This is a genomic window from Phocaeicola plebeius DSM 17135 (assembly GCF_000187895.1).
GTDB classification, from domain to species: domain Bacteria; phylum Bacteroidota; class Bacteroidia; order Bacteroidales; family Bacteroidaceae; genus Phocaeicola; species Phocaeicola plebeius.
Genome location: NZ_DS990130.1, coordinates 590,420 through 612,173, shown reverse-complemented (window position 1 = coordinate 612,173; position 21,754 = coordinate 590,420). Strand labels below are relative to the sequence as shown.

At 46.7% G+C, this 21,754-nt stretch carries 25 protein-coding genes; 9 read left to right on the top strand and 16 right to left on the bottom strand.

Annotated features, from left to right (window positions below):
* Positions 1-113: 113 nt before the first annotated feature.
* The 8 genes from BACPLE_RS10690 to udk form a co-directional block, all read right to left on the bottom strand.
* Positions 114-569: an arsenate reductase ArsC gene (locus BACPLE_RS10690; RefSeq protein WP_040312853.1), complete on the bottom strand. Its 456-nt coding sequence runs from the start codon at positions 567-569 to the stop codon at positions 114-116.
* An 18-nt stretch (positions 570-587) separates the two neighbouring features.
* Entirely contained in the window at positions 588-1,556 is a 969-nt protein-coding gene (locus tag BACPLE_RS10685) for a permease (RefSeq protein WP_007561729.1), read from the bottom strand.
* Positions 1,557-1,659: 103 nt separating this feature from the next.
* Positions 1,660-1,896, bottom strand: coding sequence for a thioredoxin family protein (locus BACPLE_RS10680; RefSeq protein ID WP_007561727.1), 237 nt, complete (start codon positions 1,894-1,896; stop codon positions 1,660-1,662).
* Positions 1,897-1,929: 33 nt separating this feature from the next.
* Entirely contained in the window at positions 1,930-2,637 is a 708-nt protein-coding gene (locus tag BACPLE_RS10675; protein ID WP_007561722.1) for an aromatic aminobenezylarsenical efflux permease ArsG family transporter, read from the bottom strand.
* A 12-nt stretch (positions 2,638-2,649) separates the two neighbouring features.
* Entirely contained in the window at positions 2,650-3,111 is a 462-nt protein-coding gene (locus BACPLE_RS10670) for a nitrophenyl compound nitroreductase subunit ArsF family protein (protein WP_007561720.1), read from the bottom strand.
* A gap of 63 nt (positions 3,112-3,174) precedes the next feature.
* Positions 3,175-3,501 (bottom strand): ArsR/SmtB family transcription factor, encoded by a 327-nt coding sequence (locus tag BACPLE_RS10665; protein ID WP_007561718.1) that lies wholly within the window; start codon positions 3,499-3,501, stop codon positions 3,175-3,177.
* Between the two features lie 348 nt (positions 3,502-3,849).
* On the bottom strand, positions 3,850-5,226 hold the full coding sequence (locus BACPLE_RS10660; protein ID WP_007561713.1) for an MltF family protein: 1,377 nt from the start codon (positions 5,224-5,226) through the stop codon (positions 3,850-3,852).
* Complete coding sequence (udk, locus tag BACPLE_RS10655; protein WP_007561711.1) at positions 5,223-5,834, bottom strand: uridine kinase; 612 nt, start codon at positions 5,832-5,834, stop codon at positions 5,223-5,225. Before udk ends, BACPLE_RS10660 begins: the two co-directional genes overlap by 4 nt.
* A gap of 70 nt (positions 5,835-5,904) precedes the next feature.
* Between udk and BACPLE_RS10650 the strand changes: the two genes are divergently transcribed.
* The 6 genes from BACPLE_RS10650 (at position 5,905) to hisB (ending at position 11,289) form a co-directional block, all read left to right on the top strand.
* Positions 5,905-6,204 carry a Dabb family protein gene (locus tag BACPLE_RS10650; protein ID WP_007561709.1) on the top strand — a complete coding sequence of 100 codons (300 nt, stop codon included), beginning with the start codon at positions 5,905-5,907 and terminating at the stop codon, positions 6,202-6,204.
* Between the two features lie 12 nt (positions 6,205-6,216).
* Positions 6,217-6,702: a PaaI family thioesterase gene (locus tag BACPLE_RS10645; protein ID WP_007561707.1), complete on the top strand. Its 486-nt coding sequence runs from the start codon at positions 6,217-6,219 to the stop codon at positions 6,700-6,702.
* Positions 6,703-6,958: 256 nt separating this feature from the next.
* Positions 6,959-7,810: an ATP phosphoribosyltransferase gene (gene hisG / locus BACPLE_RS10640; protein ID WP_007561703.1), complete on the top strand. Its 852-nt coding sequence runs from the start codon at positions 6,959-6,961 to the stop codon at positions 7,808-7,810.
* Between the two features lie 31 nt (positions 7,811-7,841).
* Complete coding sequence (gene hisD, locus BACPLE_RS10635) at positions 7,842-9,119, top strand: histidinol dehydrogenase (protein ID WP_007561701.1); 1,278 nt, start codon at positions 7,842-7,844, stop codon at positions 9,117-9,119.
* Positions 9,120-9,121: 2 nt separating this feature from the next.
* A complete protein-coding gene (hisC, locus tag BACPLE_RS10630) occupies positions 9,122-10,171 on the top strand; it encodes a histidinol-phosphate transaminase (protein WP_007561699.1) in 1,050 nt (349 codons plus the stop codon).
* Positions 10,168-11,289 (top strand): bifunctional histidinol-phosphatase/imidazoleglycerol-phosphate dehydratase HisB, encoded by a 1,122-nt coding sequence (hisB, locus tag BACPLE_RS10625; RefSeq protein WP_007561697.1) that lies wholly within the window; start codon positions 10,168-10,170, stop codon positions 11,287-11,289. The genes hisC and hisB overlap by 4 nt, the downstream gene beginning before the upstream one ends.
* Before the next feature lie 67 nt (positions 11,290-11,356).
* Here hisB and BACPLE_RS10620 read toward each other — a convergent pair whose 3' ends face one another.
* Together BACPLE_RS10620 and nadC are read right to left on the bottom strand one after the other, a co-directional pair.
* Positions 11,357-11,971 carry a DUF4923 family protein gene (locus BACPLE_RS10620; protein WP_007561695.1) on the bottom strand — a complete coding sequence of 205 codons (615 nt, stop codon included), beginning with the start codon at positions 11,969-11,971 and terminating at the stop codon, positions 11,357-11,359.
* Between the two features lie 67 nt (positions 11,972-12,038).
* Positions 12,039-12,893, bottom strand: a complete 855-nt coding sequence (gene nadC, locus BACPLE_RS10615; protein WP_007561694.1) for a carboxylating nicotinate-nucleotide diphosphorylase — start codon at positions 12,891-12,893, stop codon at positions 12,039-12,041.
* Positions 12,894-13,004: 111 nt separating this feature from the next.
* Between nadC and BACPLE_RS10610 the strand changes: the two genes are divergently transcribed.
* Together BACPLE_RS10610 and rlmH are read left to right on the top strand one after the other, a co-directional pair.
* Positions 13,005-13,901, top strand: a complete 897-nt coding sequence (locus BACPLE_RS10610; protein WP_007561693.1) for a DMT family transporter — start codon at positions 13,005-13,007, stop codon at positions 13,899-13,901.
* A 32-nt stretch (positions 13,902-13,933) separates the two neighbouring features.
* Positions 13,934-14,407 carry a 23S rRNA (pseudouridine(1915)-N(3))-methyltransferase RlmH gene (rlmH, locus tag BACPLE_RS10605; RefSeq protein ID WP_007561692.1) on the top strand — a complete coding sequence of 158 codons (474 nt, stop codon included), beginning with the start codon at positions 13,934-13,936 and terminating at the stop codon, positions 14,405-14,407.
* Positions 14,408-14,412: 5 nt separating this feature from the next.
* On the opposite strand, the gene BACPLE_RS10600 is transcribed toward rlmH, so the two are convergent.
* A complete protein-coding gene (locus BACPLE_RS10600) occupies positions 14,413-15,303 on the bottom strand; it encodes a glucosaminidase domain-containing protein (protein ID WP_007561691.1) in 891 nt (296 codons plus the stop codon).
* A gap of 141 nt (positions 15,304-15,444) precedes the next feature.
* Between BACPLE_RS10600 and BACPLE_RS10595 the strand changes: the two genes are divergently transcribed.
* On the top strand, positions 15,445-15,924 hold the full coding sequence (locus tag BACPLE_RS10595; RefSeq protein ID WP_007561690.1) for a cytidine deaminase: 480 nt from the start codon (positions 15,445-15,447) through the stop codon (positions 15,922-15,924).
* A gap of 6 nt (positions 15,925-15,930) precedes the next feature.
* Here the strand turns inward: BACPLE_RS10595 and BACPLE_RS10590 are convergent, their stop codons facing one another.
* The 5 genes from BACPLE_RS10590 to BACPLE_RS10570 all read right to left on the bottom strand — a co-directional run bounded on the left by BACPLE_RS10590 (position 15,931) and on the right by BACPLE_RS10570 (position 21,737).
* Entirely contained in the window at positions 15,931-17,088 is a 1,158-nt protein-coding gene (locus BACPLE_RS10590) for an acyltransferase (RefSeq protein WP_007561689.1), read from the bottom strand.
* A gap of 185 nt (positions 17,089-17,273) precedes the next feature.
* Positions 17,274-18,893: an ABC-F family ATP-binding cassette domain-containing protein gene (locus BACPLE_RS10585; protein WP_007561688.1), complete on the bottom strand. Its 1,620-nt coding sequence runs from the start codon at positions 18,891-18,893 to the stop codon at positions 17,274-17,276.
* Positions 18,894-19,011: 118 nt separating this feature from the next.
* A complete protein-coding gene (locus tag BACPLE_RS10580; RefSeq protein ID WP_007561687.1) occupies positions 19,012-19,770 on the bottom strand; it encodes a LytR/AlgR family response regulator transcription factor in 759 nt (252 codons plus the stop codon).
* Positions 19,767-20,810: a sensor histidine kinase gene (locus tag BACPLE_RS10575; RefSeq protein ID WP_007561686.1), complete on the bottom strand. Its 1,044-nt coding sequence runs from the start codon at positions 20,808-20,810 to the stop codon at positions 19,767-19,769. Before BACPLE_RS10575 ends, BACPLE_RS10580 begins: the two co-directional genes overlap by 4 nt.
* Before the next feature lie 9 nt (positions 20,811-20,819).
* On the bottom strand, positions 20,820-21,737 hold the full coding sequence (locus tag BACPLE_RS10570) for an efflux RND transporter periplasmic adaptor subunit (RefSeq protein ID WP_007561685.1): 918 nt from the start codon (positions 21,735-21,737) through the stop codon (positions 20,820-20,822).
* Between the last annotated feature and the right edge of the window lie 17 nt (positions 21,738-21,754).

The following is a 21,754-nucleotide window of genomic DNA, read 5'->3' as shown; positions in this document are numbered from 1 at the left end:
CTAATCATTCAGGAAGTAACCTCCCAAATTTAGGCTGCAAATTTATAAGAAAAAAAGGTTATATAAAAGAAATAAGAAAAAAATAGAGTAAAATGGAAACCGACTAACCACAATTAACAGCCACCCCCGCAAGAACAGGCGGGCAAGTCTTCTTTTCTGATTTCCGTAATGTAGAAACGGGCGAAGGCATTCTTAATCTCATCCCGCACACGACGGAATTCTGCTTCAATAAATTCCGGAGTTCCGGTGGCATGCGAAGGGTCGTCAAAACCGATGTGAAGACGCTTGCCGACTTTTCCGGTAAATGCCGGACAACTTTCATTCGCCCCTCCGCAAACGGTAATCACATAATCCCACTCCTGGTCAAGGTAGGTATTCACATGAGTCGGCACATGCGAACTGATGTCAATTCCGACTTCTTTCATTACCTCTACCGCCTTGGCATTTACCTGTGCGGCAGGCTCTGTTCCACCCGAATACACTTCTATATTTTTATCGAACGACTGCAAAAAGCCGTGGGCCATCTGGCTGCGGCAACTATTTCCTGTACAAAGAATCAATACTCTCATATATGTAACAATGATAAATTAAAGAACAAAATTAAACAAATAACCCGACAAGATAATGAAGAAAGCCACCGTTCCGAAGAATATCGCAATCAGCCGCCACGTCATCACTTTTTTCAGCAAAGTCGCTTCCGGAAGTGAAAGCCCCACCACGGCCATCATGAAGGCGATGGCTGTACCCATAGGAATACCTTTGGCCACGAATACCTCGATAACCGGCACAATACCTGCCGCATTGGCATACATCGGCACGGCAAGAATGACCGAAAGCGGTACGGCAAACCAGTTCTCCTTCGACATGTATTGCTCAAAAAATCCTTCAGGCACAAAGCCGTGCATAAACGCACCGATACCGATACCTATCAGGATGTAAATCAGTACACCACTGACAATCTTCCAGGCATCACGCACAATGACGGGAAGTCGCTTGATAAAAGTGGTATGGTCTTTCTCCCACTCTCCTGCCTGCGCCGAAGAGTTGGCCTGTATCTGCTTCACCCAGTCGCTCAGGTAAGGTGAGAGATGCATACGACCGAGCACAAAACCGCCTATCACTCCCAGCAGAATACCGCTAATGACATAGATAAGTGTGACTTTCAGTCCAAAAGAGCCGAGGAACATAGCTACCGCCACCTCATTCACCAGCGGAGAAGTAATCAGGAAAGCAAACGTTACCCCCAAAGGGATACCGCCTTTTACAAAGCCGATGAACAAGGGAATGGACGAGCAGGAACAGAACGGAGTAATGGCTCCGAAAATGGAAGCCAATACATACTGCAACCCATACATTTTATGCGTTACCAGATAGTTCCTCAAACGTTCTATCGGGAAATAAGCGTTAATGATTCCCATCAGCACACTGATAAAAAACAGTAGAATAAGAATCTTAATGGTATCATAAAAAAAGAAATTTACGGCTACTCCAAGCGGTGTATCGTCACTCAGTCCGAACAATCCGTAAACAAGCCAGTCTGCAAAATCTTGTATCATGTTTCTATCGTTATAATTCGTTTAAATACGAACAAGTATCTTATCATAAAAGCGGCAGCTGCCTCGAAGGCCGTTTCTGCCGCTTCTGAATCAATCCTCTTGTTTATTCGATTCCTAAAAGTTTCTTCACATCGCTTTCGGTGGGAACCTGTCCTTTCATCTTCACTACTTCGTCTACCACTACAGCAGGAGTTGTCATGATGTTGTAGCTCACCATTTCCATGATGTCATCCACCTTGGTCAGTTTCACGTCCAGGTTATTTTCCTTGATTACTTTTTCAATTACATTATAGGTGGTCTTGCACTTTGCGCAACCCGGTCCTAATACTTTAATTTCCATACTTGTAAAGATTTTGTTTGTTATCAAATTCGTTTATAAATACATTATCCAGCTATAATATATGCCGACGACGATAAACAGCACACCGACTATACGGGTCATCCATTTCTGCACCTTCTGCATCTTGCCGTAAAAACTGCTCAGCTGCTGTACACTGAAGGCTAAAATCCACGCCACGACCAGCACCGGTATAGCAGTCGCAATGGCAAACACAACGGGCAGCAGATAACCTGCTGTGGCCGTAGCCGACATTGGTATCAGCATGCCAAAATAAAAGACACCGCTTGTGGGACAGAAAGCCAGGGCAAACAACGCGCCTATTATCAACGCGCCCCAACCGCCTTTCCGGGCAAGTCCTTCCGCATTACCCTGAAATCCAAACTGAGGCAAGTTCAACCTATCACCGAAAAGCATGAAAAGACCTATCAGGAACAAAAGCGGTCCCAACACAAGCTCTCCCCACGACCCGATGGTCTTCTGTATGCCGAACATGCTCGACCCCTCTTTCAGAATCAGAATCAACACCACCCCAAGCAACGTGTACGAAAGAATACGTCCCAGCGTATAGAGCAGTCCGTTCCGAAAAATACGCTTCCGGTTCTCTATGTCTTTCCCGATAAAGCCAATAGCCGCAATGTTGGTCGCCAACGGACAAGGCGAAAGTGCGGTCAGCAGCCCAAGCAGAAACGCCGTCCATACAGGAGTAGAACTGTTGTCCAACAATGTCTGTAACCAGTCCATAGTTTCTCCTTATTATTTCAGCATGTCATTGACGGTCTTCACCAGTCCTTCCTTGAACACCTCCGGCGATTTACGGGCATTCCCGAAAGCAAACTGAGTCATATTTTCCGCAGTCTCCTGCCCGTTCTTGTAGCGCACCACAAAGAGTGACGACCAGGTAACCTCATATTTTTCGGCTATCTTCTCATTTTCCTTCTTGCTGATGTCTATCACCTTGAACACCACTTCTCCCTTCTTTGCCTGCTCCGAGAGATTCTCTTTCATCACAGCCAAAGTATTATTTTCAATGGCTATACATGTGGCACAACGCTGCTTTCCATGAAAATACAATACCTCTACATGGTCTTTAGCAGTTACCTCACTGTTTTCGACCACCACTTTGTCACTTGTTTGAATTTCTTTTTCACTTCTGCCCTGCATCCCACATGCGGCCAATGCCAAGCATACCGACAGAAGACATACCATCTTTTTCATCGTTCTTCAATATCTATTATTAGTAATTCGCAAAACAACGAACAAACACAGCAAAAAAAGAGCTTATTCGCAACAGCTCTCTTTTTTACATATCGGCTGGCCCAGGAAATCGGCAAACATTTTTTTGGCCAGTTTCCAGTTCTCCTTATTAATACAATACCTCACCTTAGGCGCTTCAATCTCTCCCTGAATCAGCCCGGCTTCTTTCAGTTCCTTCAAGTGCTGTGACACCGTAGCCTTGGCTATGGGCAGTTCTTCGTGAATGTCGCCAAAAAAGCAACATTCCTGCGAAGCTAAAAATTGAAGTATGGCTATACGAGCCGGATGCCCCATGGCCTTGGCAAAGCGAGCCATCTTCTCCTGTTCTTCTGAGTAGTTTTTTCTTACCATTTTCACCTCTTCTGTTTGTTGTTCGCAAAATTACGAATAAAATTATATAATGCAACAGAAAAAGCAATTTTTATCAAGCATACCTTCCATTTTAGCTATCTGCTTACTAAAACTTAAAAAAATCAGGAGAGACAATGCCTCATATTATATTTTGCAAACTTCCTAAAAGAAAAAGCAGACTGCTGAAAAGTTTTCTACGTTTCCCCCACATAAACCGTACGGTTTCCGATAGGGAAACCTATATTTCCGCACTGAGAGACTTATGTTTCCGCAACGGGAGACATAAAAAATAGCCTGAAGCTTCCGCAAAAACTTCAGGCTATTTATAAAACCCAACTTTTCAGTTGTTTATTTCTTTATCTTCTTTCGGTAAAGCTCCGCACGTGCCAGTATTTCATGCACAAACTCATAGGTATCGCTTCCACGCACATACCCGTTCTTGCAGACAGGGTCCTGATAGTACTCCTTATTGCTTTTCAACAGCATAAAGTGGGCCACATGATGCTCCCAGATGTAGCGGTTACGTCCGTATTTTTCAGCCAATGCCATGGCATCGGTCACATGGCCGATACCGGAATTGTAGGCGGCCAATATGAACTTGGCCTGTTCTTCCTTATCCGTGATTTTACTAAACGTACGCTGCATTCCGGCAATATACTTCACAGCAGCTTTGATGCTCTCTTCCGGATCCTGCTCTTTGCCCGGCGGCACTCCCATGGCACGTGCCGTAGCTGGCATCAGCTGCATCAGCCCCTTGGCTCCGGCCCATGATACGACATTCGGATTAAAGTTCGATTCGGTATAGGCCAGCGAGGCTAACAGTCGCCAGTCCCAGCCTATTTCCTTGGCATAATGCCGGAACAAATCATCGTAGTGGGAAATCTTGCCGTCTTTTACGGAAAGAATGGCTCCGTGTGCCGGACGTTTGGCCAGTTCAAAATAACGGCGGGCGCTGGCACGAAACTCCGGTGAATTGATGTTTTCGCGATGCCATTTATCAGCGGCCTCTGCCAGCAAAGGAGAAGTTTTCCGCACAGCCCACGAAGAACGCTGGTCGAAGCTGATGGCCAGGTTAATATCGAGCACCGGATAATAGGTGCGGTTGATGCGGGCAATCTCATCTGTGGCCACCGTGTAGTCAATACGCCCCTCTGCCACCCAGGTAATCAGGTCTTCCGAAGACACACTGTCGGAGGAAATCTCACAAATATCGATTCCCCCTCCCAGTTCGCGGTTCAGGTTCTCCAGACGGGTACGGTATTTTCCAGAATTGACATAGACTTTCTTTCCTACCAGTTCCGTAACGTCTTTCAAAGCTTTTTTCCCTCTTCGCTGTATGATTACCTGCCGCGTAATATCTTCTTCACCACAATAAATCAGGCTGTCTTTCAGCGGGTTGGTAATAATCAGGTTGTAGGCAACCAAATCACCTTCTCCTTTGAGCAGACTGCTGACCAGTTGCTCTTCGTCTTTCACGACCTTCACCTTCAGGTCGAGTCCCAGCGACTTGGCAAACTGCTGGGCCAGTTCGTACTGGAATCCCATAGGTTCACCACGATAATGGAAATAAGACACAGAGCTGTTGACAGTCAGCACCACCAGTTCCTTTCTTTCCTGAATCTGCGGTAAATCGACGGCAGTCTCTTCCGTTTTTTTCTCAGAGCCGCACGAAAAAAACAAAAAAAGGGCCAGCACACAGCACAGCCCCGTTATCCAGCCTTTCATTTGTCTACGATTCGTTCAATGTACATCTTCAGAATCTCGATGGCCTTTTCATTATGACCTCCTTGCGGCACAATCAGGTCGGCAATTCTTTTAGCCGGTTCGATAAACTCCAGGTGCATGGGTTTCAACACACGCACATAACGTTCCATCACCGCCTCAGCCGTACGTCCGCGTTCTATCACATCCCGCTGGATGACACGGATAAGACGTTCGTCCGGATCGGCATCCACAAAAATACGCAAATCCATCTGCTTGCACAGTCTGCGGTCGCTCAAGGCCAGAATACCTTCGATGATGATGACCTTACGGGGTTCTACATGCACGGTTTCTTTCTGGCGCGTACAGGTAAGATAGGAATATACAGGCTGTTCAATGGCTTCTCCCTTACGCAGCATGGAGATATGCTTGGAGAGCAAATCCCAGTCGAATGCCGAAGGATGGTCAAAGTTGATGTTCTGCCGTTCTTCCACGGGCACATGACTACTGTCCTTATAATATGAATCAAGCGGAAGCACTGCCACTTCATTCTCCGACAGACTTTCGATAATCCTTCTCACTACAGTTGTTTTACCGGAGCCTGTTCCTCCTGCAATTCCAATGATAATCATAACTTGTTTCAATAATTAATTTCTATATTTGCAATATTCAAAGATACGAAAATCATAAAAACAAACAAACATGGTCAAGCACATTGTTTTATTTAAATTGAAAGAAACCCTTTCTCCGGCAGAAAAAACCGACATTATGAACCGTTTCAAGACTGCCATCGAGGCTCTTCCGGCCACTATTCCCTTTATTCGTGACATTCATGTAGGACTGAATGAAAACCCGGCAGAAGTATGGGACATCTGTCTGGACAGCAGTTTCGATACGCTGGACGACGTAAAGGCTTATGCCATCCATCCGGCACACGTAGCCGCAGCTGGCATTCTGAAAGAAGCCAAGGAAAACCGCGCCTGCGTGGACTATACTATCTAAAACTCAGCCGTCATGGAAAAAATCATCAATCCATGGGAAGGAATGGAAGGATACTTCTGTTTCGGCTGTGCGCCCAACAACGAGTCGGGCCTGAAAATGGAGTTCTATGAAGACGGTGACGAGATTGTGAGCAAATGGATACCTGAAACCCGTTTTCAAGGCTGGTTGAACACCCTTCACGGAGGTATTCAGGCAACTCTGCTGGATGAGATATGTGCCTGGGTAATTGCCCGCAAACTTCAGACGGCGGGAGTGACTTCGCGCATGGAAACTCAATACCTGAAACCCATCCACACGACCGACTCTCACCTTACCCTCAGAGGAAGAATCAAGGAGCAGAAACGGAACTTTGTGTTCATTGAAGCCGAAATCTACAATGCACAGGATGAAGTCTGCACCAAGGCCGTCTGCACCTATTTCATTTTCCCAAGGGAAAAAGCAGAAAAGGAAATGTACTTCAAAGGCTGTTATACGGAAAAAGAAAAGGAATCTTTATAAATTTGACAGCAAAAGCGAGTTTTTTCTGATAAATATTTGCTCTTTTAATTCTTATCTAATATTTTTGTCGAAACAAAAGAACGATAATTATGATTTTAAATACTGTACATCATCGCCATCATCATTACCTAACGGTTCACACGGTAGGCTGACGACGCGTGCAGTTACAAGAGATAAGATTACACAAAGGCTTGCCGTAAGAATTTATTCCTCGGTAAGCCTTTTTTTATTTGACACTTTAAAAACTTAGAACAATATGTTAAGAATTGCCGTACAATCCAAAGGGCGCTTGTTCGAAGACACAATGGCCCTGTTTACTGAAGCAGACATCAAGTTATCTACCTCCAAACGCACCTTGCTGACACAGTCCAGCAATTTTCCGGTAGAAGTACTGTTCCTGCGCGACGATGACATCCCACAATGTGTGGCCAACGGCGTGGCCGACCTCGGTATTGTAGGAGAAAACGAATTCGTGGAACGTGCTGAAGAAGCGGAAATCGTGCACCGTCTGGGCTTCAGCAAATGCCGTTTGTCACTGGCCATTCACAAAGAAACGGAATACAACGGACTGGAATGGTTCAATCACAAAAAGATTGCTACCTCCTATCCCAATATCCTGAAAAACTTCTTAGCAGAACAGCACATTGAAGCCGACATTCACGTCATCACCGGTTCGGTGGAAATTGCTCCAGCCATCGGTCTGGCAGATGCCATCTTCGATATTGTCAGCTCCGGCTCTACCCTTATCAGCAACAACCTGAAGGAGGTGGAAGTGGTAATGAAGAGCGAAGCGCTGCTCATCGGAAACAAGCACATGTCAGACGAAAAGAAGGAAATACTTCAGGAACTGCTGTTCCGCATCAATGCAGTCAAAACCGCTGAAGACAAGAAATACGTGCTGATGAATGTACCGACCGACAAGGTACAGGAAATCGTAGCCGTTCTTCCCGGTGTGAAGAGTCCGACCATCATGCCATTGGCTACAGAAGGCTGGAGCAGCATTCACACTGTTCTCGATCAGAAATGTTTTTGGGAAATCATCGGCAAGCTGAAAGCCATCGGTGCACAAGGTATCCTGGTGCTGCCCATAGAGAAAATGATACTTTGATTTTCAAAACCTCATCACAAAGATTGTTACTATGAACATCATTACTTATCCTGAAAGAAATACATGGGCGGACTTACTGAAACGTCCGACGCTTCAAACGGAATCATTGCGGGAAACCGTACTCGAAATATTAAACCGCATCAAATTTGAAGGTGATAAAGCCGTACTGGAATACGAAGAAAAGTTCGACAAGGTGCGACTGAACTCCCTGTTGGTAAGCGAGGAAGAAATTGCCGAAGCAGAAAAGAAAGTCAGCATCGAACTGAAGGCGGCCATCACACTGGCTTATAACAACATCCGCACATTCCACGCCGCACAGGTATTCCAGGGAAAGAAAATCACCACACTACCGGGCGTGACTTGCTGGCAGAAAGCTGTAGCCATTGAGAAAGTGGGATTGTACATTCCCGGTGGAACAGCTCCTCTTTTCTCCACCGTCCTGATGCTGGCTACTCCGGCACAGATTGCCGGATGCAAGGAAATCATTCTCTGTACTCCTCCTGACAAGGAAGGAAAGATTCACCCGGCCATTCTCTATGCAGCCAAACTGGCAGGTATCAGCCGTATCTTCAAAGTCGGAGGGGTGCAGGCTATCGGAGCTATGGCCTATGGCACGGAAAGCATTCCCAAAGTATACAAGATATTCGGTCCAGGCAACCAGTATGTCACTGCCGCCAAACAGCAGGTTTCCTTACGTGACGTAGCCATCGACATGCCGGCCGGACCATCTGAAGTAGCGGTACTGGCCGATGAAACAGCCAATCCGGTCTTTGTGGCTGCCGATTTACTTTCACAGGCAGAGCACGGCACTGACAGCCAGGCCATCCTGATTACCACCAGTGAGACTTTGCTGAAGGCGGTGACAGAAGAAGTAGAACGCCAGCTGGCCCAACTTCCCCGAAAGGAAATTGCCAGTCGCTCCTTAGCTGCCAGCAAACTGATTTTAGTAAAGAATATGGATGAAGCCGTAGAAATGACCAACGAATATGCTCCTGAACACCTGATTATCGAAACCAAGGACTACCTGGAAATCAGCGAACGCATTGTCAATGCGGGTTCCGTATTTTTAGGCTATTATTCTCCGGAAAGTGCGGGCGACTATGCTTCGGGCACTAACCATACTCTTCCTACCAACGGTTATGCCAAGGCCTACAGCGGAGTTAGCCTGGACAGCTTCATCCGCAAAATTACCTTCCAGGAAATTACACCCGAAGGTATTGCCATGATTGGTCCGGCCATTGAAGTCATGGCAGCCAACGAACAACTCGACGCCCACAAAAATGCAGTATCCGTACGTTTAAATAAATAACTATGAAACCATTGAAAGAACTTACGCGACCGAACATCTGGGCTCTGAAGCCTTACTCTTCGGCACGCGACGAATATAGTGGGAAAGAGGCTTCCGTATTTTTGGATGCCAATGAAAATCCCTACAATACCCCCAACAACCGTTATCCAGACCCGCTTCAAAGAGAATTAAAGGGCCTGATTGGAAGAGTAAAGAAGGTATCGCCAGACCGCATTTTTTTAGGCAATGGAAGCGACGAGGCTATCGACCTTCCTTTCCGTGCTTTCTGCCGTCCGGGCATTGACAACGTAGTAGCTATCGACCCGACTTACGGTATGTATCAGGTATGTGCCGAAGTAAACGATGTAGAATACCGGAAAGTACAGTTGGATGAAAACTTTCAGTTCAAAGCTGCCGACTTACTGGCCGCTGCCGACGAACACACCAAACTGATTTTCCTCTGTTCGCCCAATAACCCGACGGGAAACCGTCTGTGCCGGGAAGAGATTCTTACCCTGCTTCGCTCATTTGAAGGACTGGTTATTCTGGATGAGGCATACGCTGATTTCTCCAGTGAAACATCTTTCCTGCAGCAGCTCGATGAATTTCCAAACCTGATTATCCTGCAGACCTTCTCCAAGGCATGGGGATGCGCCGGTATTCGTTTGGGCATGGCTTTCGCTTCTCAGGAAATCATCAACCTGCTGAATAAAATCAAATATCCGTACAACGTGAACCGGCTGACCCAGCAAGAAGCCATCCACATGATTGAAAAGCATTATCAGGTACAGCAGTGGGTAGAATCCTTACTTCACGAACGTACCCGTCTCATGCAGGAATTCCAGAAGCTTACTTGCTGCCGACGTATCTATCCTACTGATGCCAATTTCTTTCTGACACGAGTCAGTGATGCCAAGAAAATCTACAACTACCTGGTGGACAAGGGTATCATCGTCCGCAACCGGAATAGTGTCACGCTCTGTCAGAACTGCTTACGCATCACCATCGGTACGCGCCCAGAAAACGATACCCTGCTGGAAGCCCTGAAAAACTACAAGGAGGAGGAAGAATGAAAAAAGTATTGTTCATTGACCGCGACGGTACTCTCGTCATCGAGCCGCCCATAGATTACCAATTGGATGCATTCGAGAAACTGGAATTCTATCCGAAGGTGTTCCGCAATCTTTACTTTATCCGCCAGAAACTGGATTTTGAGTTTGTCATGGTAACCAACCAGGACGGATTAGGTACTGACTCTTTTCCGGAAGACACATTCTGGCCCGTACACAACCTGATACTTCAGTCATTCAAAAACGAAGGTATTGAATTTGACAATATCCTTATCGACCGGAGTTTCCCGGAAGACAATGCTCCTACCCGCAAGCCACGCACCGGTATGCTCACGGGCTACCTGAACAATCCGGAATACGACTTGGCCGGAAGCTTTGTAATTGGCGACCGCGCAACCGACGTAGAGCTAGCCAAGAACTTAGGCTGCAAGGCCATCCTGCTGCAACCGGATAAAAATCTGCTGACCGAAAAAGGACTGGAAGACACATGCGTATTAACCACCACCGACTGGGACCGCGTGGCAGAGTTTCTTTTTGCCGGTGAACGTACTGCTGAGGTATGCCGCAAAACCAAGGAAACCGATATCCGTATCCGAGTGAACCTGGACGGAAACGGCACTTGCCATATCCATACCGGATTGGGATTCTTCGACCACATGCTGGAACAGATTGGTAAGCACGGCGGCATCGACCTGGACATCCACGTAGACGGTGATCTGGAAGTGGACGAACACCACACCATTGAAGATACAGCCATCGCCCTAGGAGAATGTCTGTACAAAGCATTAGGAAGCAAGAGAGGCATTGAACGTTACGGCTACTGCCTACCCATGGACGACTGCCAGTGCATGGTTTCGCTCGATTTCGGCGGACGGGCCTGGCTGGTATGGGATGCCACCTTCACCCGCGAAAAGATTGGCGACATGCCTACCGAGATGTTCCTCCATTTCTTCAAATCGCTAAGCGATTCTGCCCGCATGAACCTCCATATCAAAGCCGAAGGAACTAACGAGCACCACAAGATAGAAGGTATCTTTAAAGCCCTCGCCCGCAGCATTAAGATGGCCATACGGCGCGACATTCATCATTTTGAAATTCCTTCCAGCAAAGGATGCATATAAAAAGAAGAAGCATGGAAACCTACAATCGGAATCCATGCTTCTTTTATTAGTTACGCAAAACGTGAAATTACTGCTTCTTAAGCTCCACACCCAGTTGCAGCCCATCATACTGGCTTAACAGCGAACTAGCTGTACTCACCGCAGAATTAGACGACTTGCTTGCTACAGCTCCTGTAATGGTCTGTGCCAGTGACATCAATTTGTCTGCCTTAAACAGCAGGCTCATGGTGTTTCCTGTAAGACCTTTCGAAACTGTCGCATTTACCTTCAGTCCTAAACGAGTTTTCATCGTCAGTTCCTTGGTATCTGCATTGTAGCTATAAGTTCCATTGACTGTTTTTCCGCCAATCACAGAGGTATACGTACTGTCTTCATTGAAAGTATAAGTCGCCCCTTCTTTGAAGCCCAGTTTTTCCAACACTCCACTCATTTTTTCCTCTACTTGCTTAGCGGCGACTTCACCACCAGCCTTGGCTAACAGGTTATCACTTTCAAATTTACAATCGGGACCCGCATAAGTCCACGTACCTGTCAATGAAGCACTTTCACCCGTTACCTTATTCGCTACCGCATTGGCTACACCCGAAAGGATTGATTTCAGGTCCTGAGCCATTCCATTGGCTGTTCCGGCAATACACAATGCCAGTACCAGCACACTTCTCCATAAAACACTTTTTTTCATCACTCTTCTTATTTTTATTTGGTAGATTCTTCTTCAACAAGTGACTTGCTTCACATGCTTGTCCATCTTAGCAAGCCTTGAAACTCATGTCAAGACCTTTTACAGAATGCGTCAGGGCACCAACAGAAATGTAATCCACTCCACATTCTGCATAGTCACGCAAAGTATCGAAGGTAATACCACCCGATGACTCCAGTTCCACACGTCCGCCTACCATTTCCACAGCCTTGCGTGTATTTTCCGGAGTAAAGTTATCCAGCATGATACGGTCTACTCCACCCAGGTCGAGTACCTGCTGCAACTCATCGAAGTTGCGCACTTCAATTTCAATCTTCAAGTCCTTTCCTTTTGCCTTGCAGTATTCCTTGGCACGAGTAATTGCCTTGTCAATACCACCGGCAAAATCCACGTGATTATCTTTCAACAGAATCATGTCGAACAATCCGATACGATGGTTTACTCCTCCACCGATCTTCACCGCCATCTTTTCAAGGATACGCATGCCCGGAGTTGTCTTACGTGTATCAAGTACCCGAGTCTTCGTTCCTTTCAGACGTTCCACATACTTGTTTGTCATGGTAGCAATACCGCTCATACGCTGCATGATGTTCAGCATCAGACGTTCAGTCTGAAGCAAAGACTGAATCTTTCCTTCTACCACCATAGCCACATCACCCGGTTTTACGTGCGTACCATCTTGAATGAACACTTCCACCTTCATTTCAGGGTCAAAGCGATGAAATACTTCTTTGGCCACTTCAATACCAGCCAGGATACCTTCTTCCTTTATCAAAAGTTTTGATTTTCCCATGGCGTCTGCCGGAATACACGACAGTGTAGTATGGTCACCATCACCGATGTCTTCTGCAAATGACAAATCTATCAAACGGTCTATCAAATCTTTTACTACTTTTTCATCCATTGTCTTTCTACTTTTTAAAATTCTAGCATTGGCAAAGGTAGAATTTTATTCGTACTTTTGCAACACAATTATCCGACAAGTATTTTGACTTTTCCCAATCTGAGATTATTTATGTCATTATCATTTTGTACGCAATATCCCACAGGTAAATATCATTTGCTAGCTATACTGACAGTAGGTGTTTGGGGAACTACTTTTATTTCGACGAAAGTGCTAATCGAAAACGGACTTTCACCTCACGAAATCTTTTTTCTCCGCTTCCTCATTGCCTACCTGGGTATCTGGAGTATTTCTCCACACAAGCTGCTGGCCAACAGCTGGAAAGACGAACTGCTTTTTCTTGCTACCGGATTGACAGGAGGAACCCTCTATTTCCTGACGGAAAATACAGCACTCAGCCTGACTCAAACCACCAACGTGGCCTTTATTATCTGCATGACTCCCCTGCTCACAACGGCCCTATCTTTACTTACCGACCGGAAGGAGAAAGCCAGCAAACAACTGATGGCCGGTTCGGTAATCGCACTGTTAGGAGTTGCCCTGCTCATCTTCAATGGCAGCTTTGTATTGAAACTTTCCCCATTAGGAGATTTCCTTACACTAGGCGCAGGCTTGTCGTGGGCCATTTACAGCCTGATTATCCGCAAACTATCAGGACGCTATCCGGCTGTATTCATCACCCGAAAGGTATTTTTTTACGGGATACTGACCGGACTTCCGACCTTTCTCGTACATCCTTTCCAATTTCCACTATCTGGATTCGCCAACCCAGTAATATGGACTAACCTTTTGTTTCTGGCAGTACTGGCCTCACTCATCTGCTTTGTCGTATGGAACATCGTATTAAAGCAACTCGGTGCCATTCAGTCCTCCAATTATCTTTATTTGAATCCCCTGTTCACCACCATAGCCGCTTCACTCATTCTTGAAGAACAGCTTACGGTGTTTGCCGTGGCAGGCGTCGGTCTGGTATTGGGAGGTGTATACTTTGCAGCCCGTAAATCCTAATTTTTCATCAATATCCAAAAACAGAGACTTCAATGAAATTTGTACTTTTAGTTGTAGGTAAGACAGTAGAGAAACATTACATCACGGCCATTGCCGACTATGTGGAACGTGTGAAACATTACGCTTCATTCGATATGGAAGTAATTCCTGAACTCAAAAACACCAAGAGCCTCAGCATGGACCAGCAAAAAGAAAAAGAAGGTGAAGCCATTCTGAAAACCTTGCAACCGGGCGATGTAGTGGTGTTACTTGACGAGCATGGAAAAGAATTCCGCTCCATCGAGTTTGCCAACTGGATAGAGCGGAAAATGCATACTGTAAACAAACGGCTGGTGTTCATCATCGGCGGACCTTACGGATTCTCTCCTTCCGTCTATCAGGCTGCCCAGGAAAAGATTTCCCTTTCCAAGATGACGTTCTCGCACCAGATGATACGGCTTATCTTCGTGGAACAGCTTTACCGAGCCATGACCATTCTGAACAACGGCCCTTACCACCACGAATAAACCGGTTATCTCAACCGCAGAATATCGCCTACTTTCGGAGCCGGGGAATCTGGCTCCATCTTATTCAACTTATACAAATTCTTCAAACGGATACCGAATTTCTGGGAAATAGAATACATGGAATCCCCCTGACGCACCACGTACACAATGTATTCCTTCGTCGCCCGACGACGTTTCTTCTCCAGATACACAATTTCTCCTCCCATGAACTGGTAGTCCTTCGGCAGTTCGTTGTAAGTGCGCAGTTTCTTTTTGCTGATACCCAATTCATCCGACAGTTTTTCAAACGTATCTCCCCTACGGGCGATGATGTACACCATATCATTGGCTAAATACGGCTGATGCGGATTTGGGAATTCTTCTATCCACTCCAAACCTTTCTTGGTATCGTAACGATCCAGGTCGTAGAGTTCAATGATGTTTATCAGGCGGTCGGCATAACGCGGGTCAGTGGCATAGCCCGCCTTCTTCAGGCCACGTGCCCATCCCTTGTAGTCTGTAATCTTCAAGCGAAACAAAAAGGCATAACGTGCTCCCGTACGCAAAAATTTGGAATGGTCACGATACGAATCCTTGGCATGACGATAAGCCCGGAAACATTCATTCGGTGCATCGTCATTGTGACGTACTGTCCGTCCGTCCCAGCTCCGTCCACACTTGATACCAAAATGGTTATTCGACTTGCGGGCCAGTTCACTTCGTCCGGCTCCCGACTCCAGCAGTCCCTGTGCCAGTGTGATACTGGCCGGAATGTGATAACGCTTCATCTCCTCCACTGCAATTTTATGATACTGCCGGATGTAATCTTCGTACGCCTTATTCTTGCGCTGAGCTGCTCCCAAAGAGAGTGCCATCCCTGCCAGACAGCACACCAAAATATATTTTAATGATTTCATGCAGTTCTTCTTTACCGTTTAACGTACAAAGATAAACGATTCACCACAGAAGCTTACGGGCAAACACTTAAAAATACAGAAAAACAGGGAGAAAAGCATTTTTTTACTTATATTTGTTTACCAACTACAAAAACAAAAGCCATGAAAGAAATCAAACTTGAAATTCGTATCCACTCCTTGCAATACGATGAACTTACCCCACAAGACCGTGAACTGATAGACAAAGCCAAAGAAGCCACCTCACGCAGTTATGCGCCTTACTCCAAATTCTCAGTCGGTGCCGCTGCCCTACTGAAGAACGGAATGATTGTGACGGGCACGAATCAGGAGAACGCGGCCTACCCTTCCGGTTTATGTGCCGAACGCACCACACTGTTTTATGCCAATTCCCAGTATCCCGACCAGCCTGTGCTGACACTGGCCATCGCTGCCCGAAGTGAATCCGGCTATCTCGATACACCGATTCCTCCTTGCGGAGCCTGCCGGCAGGTATTACTGGAAACTGAACAGCGCTACCAGCAGCCTATGCGTATTTTGCTATATGGAGAAAAAGCGATTTACGAGATAGACGGAACCAAAGATTTATTACCCTTATCTTTCGGCGGGGAGTTTTTGAAATAAACTCCCTCACCCTACCACATAACGGGCATACTTTCCAGTTAACCGGCGAAGCAGAATCACCAGTCCCCACGATACAAGGAAAGCAACTACCGCAGCAAACGGTATCTGCAATCCGACAGGCACGTGACACATACGGGCCAGCACTACGCTCGGACCGGTGAAGAAATAATGAATCATATACACTCCGAAACCGCATACCGTCAGATTGGCAAGGGCTTTCTGTATTTGCTGATTATTTACACGGACTTTCTTGCAAAGCATGAATAATGGAATGGTCATCAGCACCACGTTCGGTGAGCAATAGTAGAAGAAAAGTTCAAGCTGTTCTTCCGTGCAGTCGGGCGATGCGGTCATGTGACGGAAACCGAAGAACGTGACACAGAAACCTACGACAAACATAGGGATTCCCCATCCCAGTGTTTTTGCCAGGCTCCATTCCGTGTGACGCAGATAATGTCCTAACAGCAGATAACCGTTGAATCCGGCAAACATATAGAGCATATAAAACTCGTTCCAGGAACAGGAACCCCAGATGTAAGGCCCTACAAACTCCCTGTAATAAGGAACAAAAAGCGTCACGCCCCAGGCCACAAGGAACCAGCGCTGTGCTTTCCGGCTGGCTTTTTCCACCCAGGCAGAAAATACCGGCATGTACAGATACAGCCCGATAAGCAGATAAATGTACCACATGTGCACGTCTAGCAAAGAGAAGTTAAACGGCATCTGTGCAATGTATCCCAACGATACATCGAGTGACTGGCGCATCACCTCCTCACCTGAATACGGGAAAAAATCGAGAATGACTTCCGGAGCTACTCCCAGCAACCCGGTAACCCACGGGAAAAGATTGTAAATGACCGACCAAATAAGGAAAGGCCAGAACACACGCCCGATGCGTTTACGATAAAATGGTGCCACCTCCCCTTTTACCGGCAACAGCAAAGCTCCTGTAATCATCACAAACAAAGGCACACACGGACGAAGTAAGGAACCGTACACGGCACCCCACCACTTGATTTCCGCAATATTGGCCGGAGGTTCTCCCGGATAGAAGTTAAACGGGTCTGCCGAATGGCAGCATACTACAGTGAACATGGCTACCAGACGAACCACGTCGAGCCACACAATGTGTGTTTTTTGAGTAGGATTTAAAGTTGAGTCCATAATAACTAACTGATAATTTGAAGATTATACCTATATTTTCATAATATTCCAAAGGAGTCCTAACGAACAGAAAAAACGCAAGTGCGTTTCCACAAAAACGTACTTGCGCTTTAAGTAAAACGCCTAAGCGTTTTGATCAAAACGTCCTTGCGTTTTCTTCCAAACGCAAAGGCGTTTTTTGAGTCTTATTTATCGCCGTACATACGGGCACGCATTTCCTTGATATGGTCGGATGAAATATACTCGTCGTAGCTCATCATCTTATCGATGATTCCGTTCGGAGTCAGCTCGATGATACGGTTAGCCACGGTTTCGATGAACTCATGGTCGTGTGAGGCAAAGAGTACATTTCCCTTGTAAATCTTCAGGTTGTTGTTGAACGCCTGAATAGATTCCAAGTCCAGGTGGTTGGTCGGAGTATCCAGAATCAGACAGTTGGCATTACGTAACTGCATGCGGGCAATCATACAACGCATCTTCTCACCTCCCGACAGCACGCTGACTTTCTTCATCACCTCTTCACCGGAGAACAACATACGGCCGAGGAAGCCTTTCATCTCCACTTCATTGCCCTGACCGTACTGACTCAACCAGTCTACCAGGTTCAGGTCGCAGTTGAAATAATCCGTATTATCCAGCGGCAAGTAAGCCGTGGTAATGGTTACTCCCCAGTTATAGTGTCCGGCCTGTGCTTTACGGTGTCCGTTGATAATTTCAAACAAGGCCGTCATGGCACGCGGGTCACGGCTCAGGAAAACAATCTTATCGCCCTTCTCCACGTTGAAGTTCACGTCATTGAAAAGCACTGTTCCTTCTTCCGTTTCGGCACGCAGTCCGGAAACCTCCAGAATCTGGTTACCCGGTTCACGGTCCATCGTAAAGATGATACCCGGATATTTACGGGAAGACGGCTTGATTTCATCCACATTCAGTTTCTCCAGCATCTTCTTACGGCTGGTAGTCTGCTTGGATTTCGCTACATTGGCAGAGAAACGACGGATAAATTCTTCCAGTTCCTTACGTTTTTCTTCTGCCTTGGCCTTCTGATTCTGCTGCTGACGGAGAGCCAGCTGGCTGGATTCATACCAGAAGCTATAGTTACCGGCAAAGAGGTTCACCTTACCGAAGTCGATGTCCACCGTATGCGTACATACTGAGTCAAGGAAGTGACGGTCGTGGCTTACCACAAGCACGGTATGTTCAAAGTTAGAAAGGTATTCTTCGAGCCAGGTCACCGTATCCATATCCAGGTCATTGGTCGGCTCGTCGAGCAACAGGTTGTCCGGATTTCCAAAAAGCGCCTGTGCCAGCATCACGCGCACCTTTTCCTTACCACTCAAATCACCCATCAGCGTGTAGTGCTTGTCTTCTTTTATGCCCAATCCGCTCAGCAGGATAGCTGCATCGCTCTCGGCATTCCAGCCCTCCAGTTCGGCAAACTTTTCTTCCAGTTCGGCTGCCTTGATACCGTCTTCATCGGTAAAATCTTCCTTGGCATACAGAGCCTCGCGCTGCTTCATGATGTCCCAAAGGATGGTGTGTCCCATCAGCACGGTATCAAGCACCGTGTGGGCATCAAACTTAAAGTGGTCCTGGCTCAACACCGAAAGGCGTTCGCCCGGTCCCAGGGTAATGCTACCCTTAGTAGGGTCCAGCTCGCCTGAAATCACTTTCAGGAACGTAGACTTACCGGCACCGTTAGCTCCGATAATACCATAGATATTACCATTCGTGAACTTCAGGTTCACGTCGTTATACAACACTCTTTTACCAAATTGAACGGCTACATTTGAAACTGTTATCATCTGTTTTTTCTACCTTTTTTGAATTATGGCACAAAGATAATATAAAAATATGAGATACAGTACAAAGGAGAAGAGGAGGTTTCACTTCGGACAGACAAGTACCGCACGTCTTACGAAATCAGAACCAGTCTTTCAATTCCGAAGCTTTGGCCTTGCTGATGATGATTTTCTCGGGCACCGGCACCTTCAGGTTAATGGCCAGCCTCCCGTTGAACCACAGGCTGATGTCGGACACAGCCTTTCGCGACACGATAAACTGTCGGTTGGCCCGGAAGAAATCGTGCGGATTCAATTGCTCGCCCAGTTCGTCGAGCGACTGGGAGAAAACAAATTCTTTTCCCTCACTGTCTACCGCCTTGACCAGCCCGTTGGAAATATAGAAATACTGGATGGCCTCCACCGATACGGGCAAAAGTTTATCTCCTTTCACCGGCACCAGAAAATGCGTCTTGTAATTCTCTTCCTTTTTCAAGCTACGGATGATGGCCGACAAGTCAGGCTGTTTCTCTTCCTTCATCTGTCCGCCCAGCAATTCCAGTTTGTGCATGGCCTCCTGCAAATCTGTCCGGCTGATGGGCTTGAGCAGATAGGCCACACTATTCACTTTGAAGGCCCGCAAGGCATATTCATCGTAGGCCGTAGTAAAGATAATGGGGCACGTAATGTCTACCTGCGCACAGATGTCGAAGGCTGAGCCATCGGCCAGATGGATGTCCATAAACACCAGCTCCGGCATGGGATGCGTGCGAAACCACTCCACTCCGTCGAAAATGCTGTCCACTTCGCCGACGATTTCAAAATCGGTGTCCACTTCCTGCATCACGGCCTTCAAGTTGCGCAAGGCCGCTTTCTCATCTTCTATAATCAAAGTCTTCATATCAAAGGCAGAATAACGGTGAAACGATGATTTTCCTCTTTTACGATTATGTCTTTTTTATACAGCAACTGATAGCGCTTGGCCAGATTTGCCAGTCCGATACCCATTCCAGCACTCCCTCCCCGTTTGGGCTGAAACGGATTGCTCACCTCCACCGTGTCACCTTCGGCTATCACAGACACTGTCAGCGGACGGCGGTTACTGATTTCATTGTGCTTCACGGCATTCTCCACCAATAACTGCAAGGCCATGGGCGGCAATTTCCGTGACATCAGTTCCGGATGGATACGGATGTCAAACTGAAGATTCTCTTCATAACGCACCTGCAAAAGGTACATGTACGATTGTACAAATTCCATTTCCTCGCGCAAAGGCACAGAATGCGACTCATTGTCCTGCAAAGTGTAGCGCATCACCCGCGACAATTCTTCCAGATAATGGCGAGCCTTGTCGGGCGATTCCCGAATCAAAAGGTACAAAGTGTTCAGCGAATTAAACAGCATGTGAGGGTTCAACTGGCTTTTCAAGGCCTCGTACTGATTGATGACATTTTCCATGCGCAACTGCTGGTTTTCGAGCAACATCTTACGGCTCTTCCGGTTCTGATGGAAGAAATAGCAGCTTCCCGTCACAATGCAGGTTATCAGGAAATCACGCAAAGGATGAAGATAATGATGAAGCATGGCATCAATGGCAGGCACATCGAAATGCTGATGCAGGTAAACAAAACATTTGCCCAGCAGGTTACTTACTACCCAGGTCAGCACAAACGAACAAACCACCTTTTTCCACCCGATAGATACCATATCGCTATTGAAACGGAACACAGCTTCATTCAGGAAAAAGAGAAAAAGAAGGGAAAGGTACGTAAACAGCACCTCATTGCCCACATCGGCCCAGTGCATGCCCGGAAACGAAAGACCGTCGGCCGAATACGGATTCGACAAGGTAATCAGTTCCGGGAAATGCGTAAGGAATGCCACCATGATGGAGATGGCATTCACTATCAGCACATATTTATTACTCCAGATTCGCTTCATGCTGCAAAGTTATTCATTTTTTGCCGACTTACGTGCCGACACATACATGCCGGGACGAAAATCTTTCTGCGGATGAGCTACACGGGCATACACTTTGATGGAACGATTGGCATTGTCTACCATCTGGTCAATGGAAACCAGTACGGCTTCGAAGGTTTCATTCCCCATTCCGTTTACATGGAACTCCATACGGTCGCCCACATTCAATTTATCCAGATCTTTTTCGTAGGCTGTAAGCTGCAGCATCGGGGCCTGCTTGTCAATCACATCGCACACGGGCTCACCTACATTAAAATATTTTCCTACGTTCACGTTCATGTTCGTGACATAGCCGTTTAAAGGTGCTTTTATTTCCAAATAAGGCTGAATACCTTTTGTCTGCAAACTGCGGGCATCTACTCCCAAAATCAGCAACTGGGCTGCAGCTGCATCCAGACGACTCTTCATCGACAAATATTCCGCCTTGCTCTGCTGCATCCGCTTTTGCGAAGCTGCCTCATGTGAAGCCAGATTCTGCTGGCGAAGATATTCTTTTTCCAGGAATTCTGTCTGCGCAGCTGCATCGAGCCAGGTTTGCTGCAAGGCAATGAATTCCGGATTCTCCAACGTCAGAATGACCTGGTTTTTACGCACATAATCGCCCGGAAGGAAAGAAACACTGTGTACAGCCCCTCCCATGCTAAGGGTAATCGTTGCGTGTTGCTGTGGCGGTATCATCAAGATGCCGTTAAAAGAAGGTGCATTGGCCACCTGGGTAGCTCCCGTAGTACCGTCCACCTTCAGGCTGTCGGCAGATGCCTGAAGACTATCCTGCTGTACGGACTGTACCGCTGTAGATTCATCGGATGTTTTTTCAGTGGCACCACCTCCGCAAGAGGCCATCACCAACGAGTAGCATAAGGCTGAGAAAAAAAGAAATTGTTTCATCTTGCTATGTTTTTTTA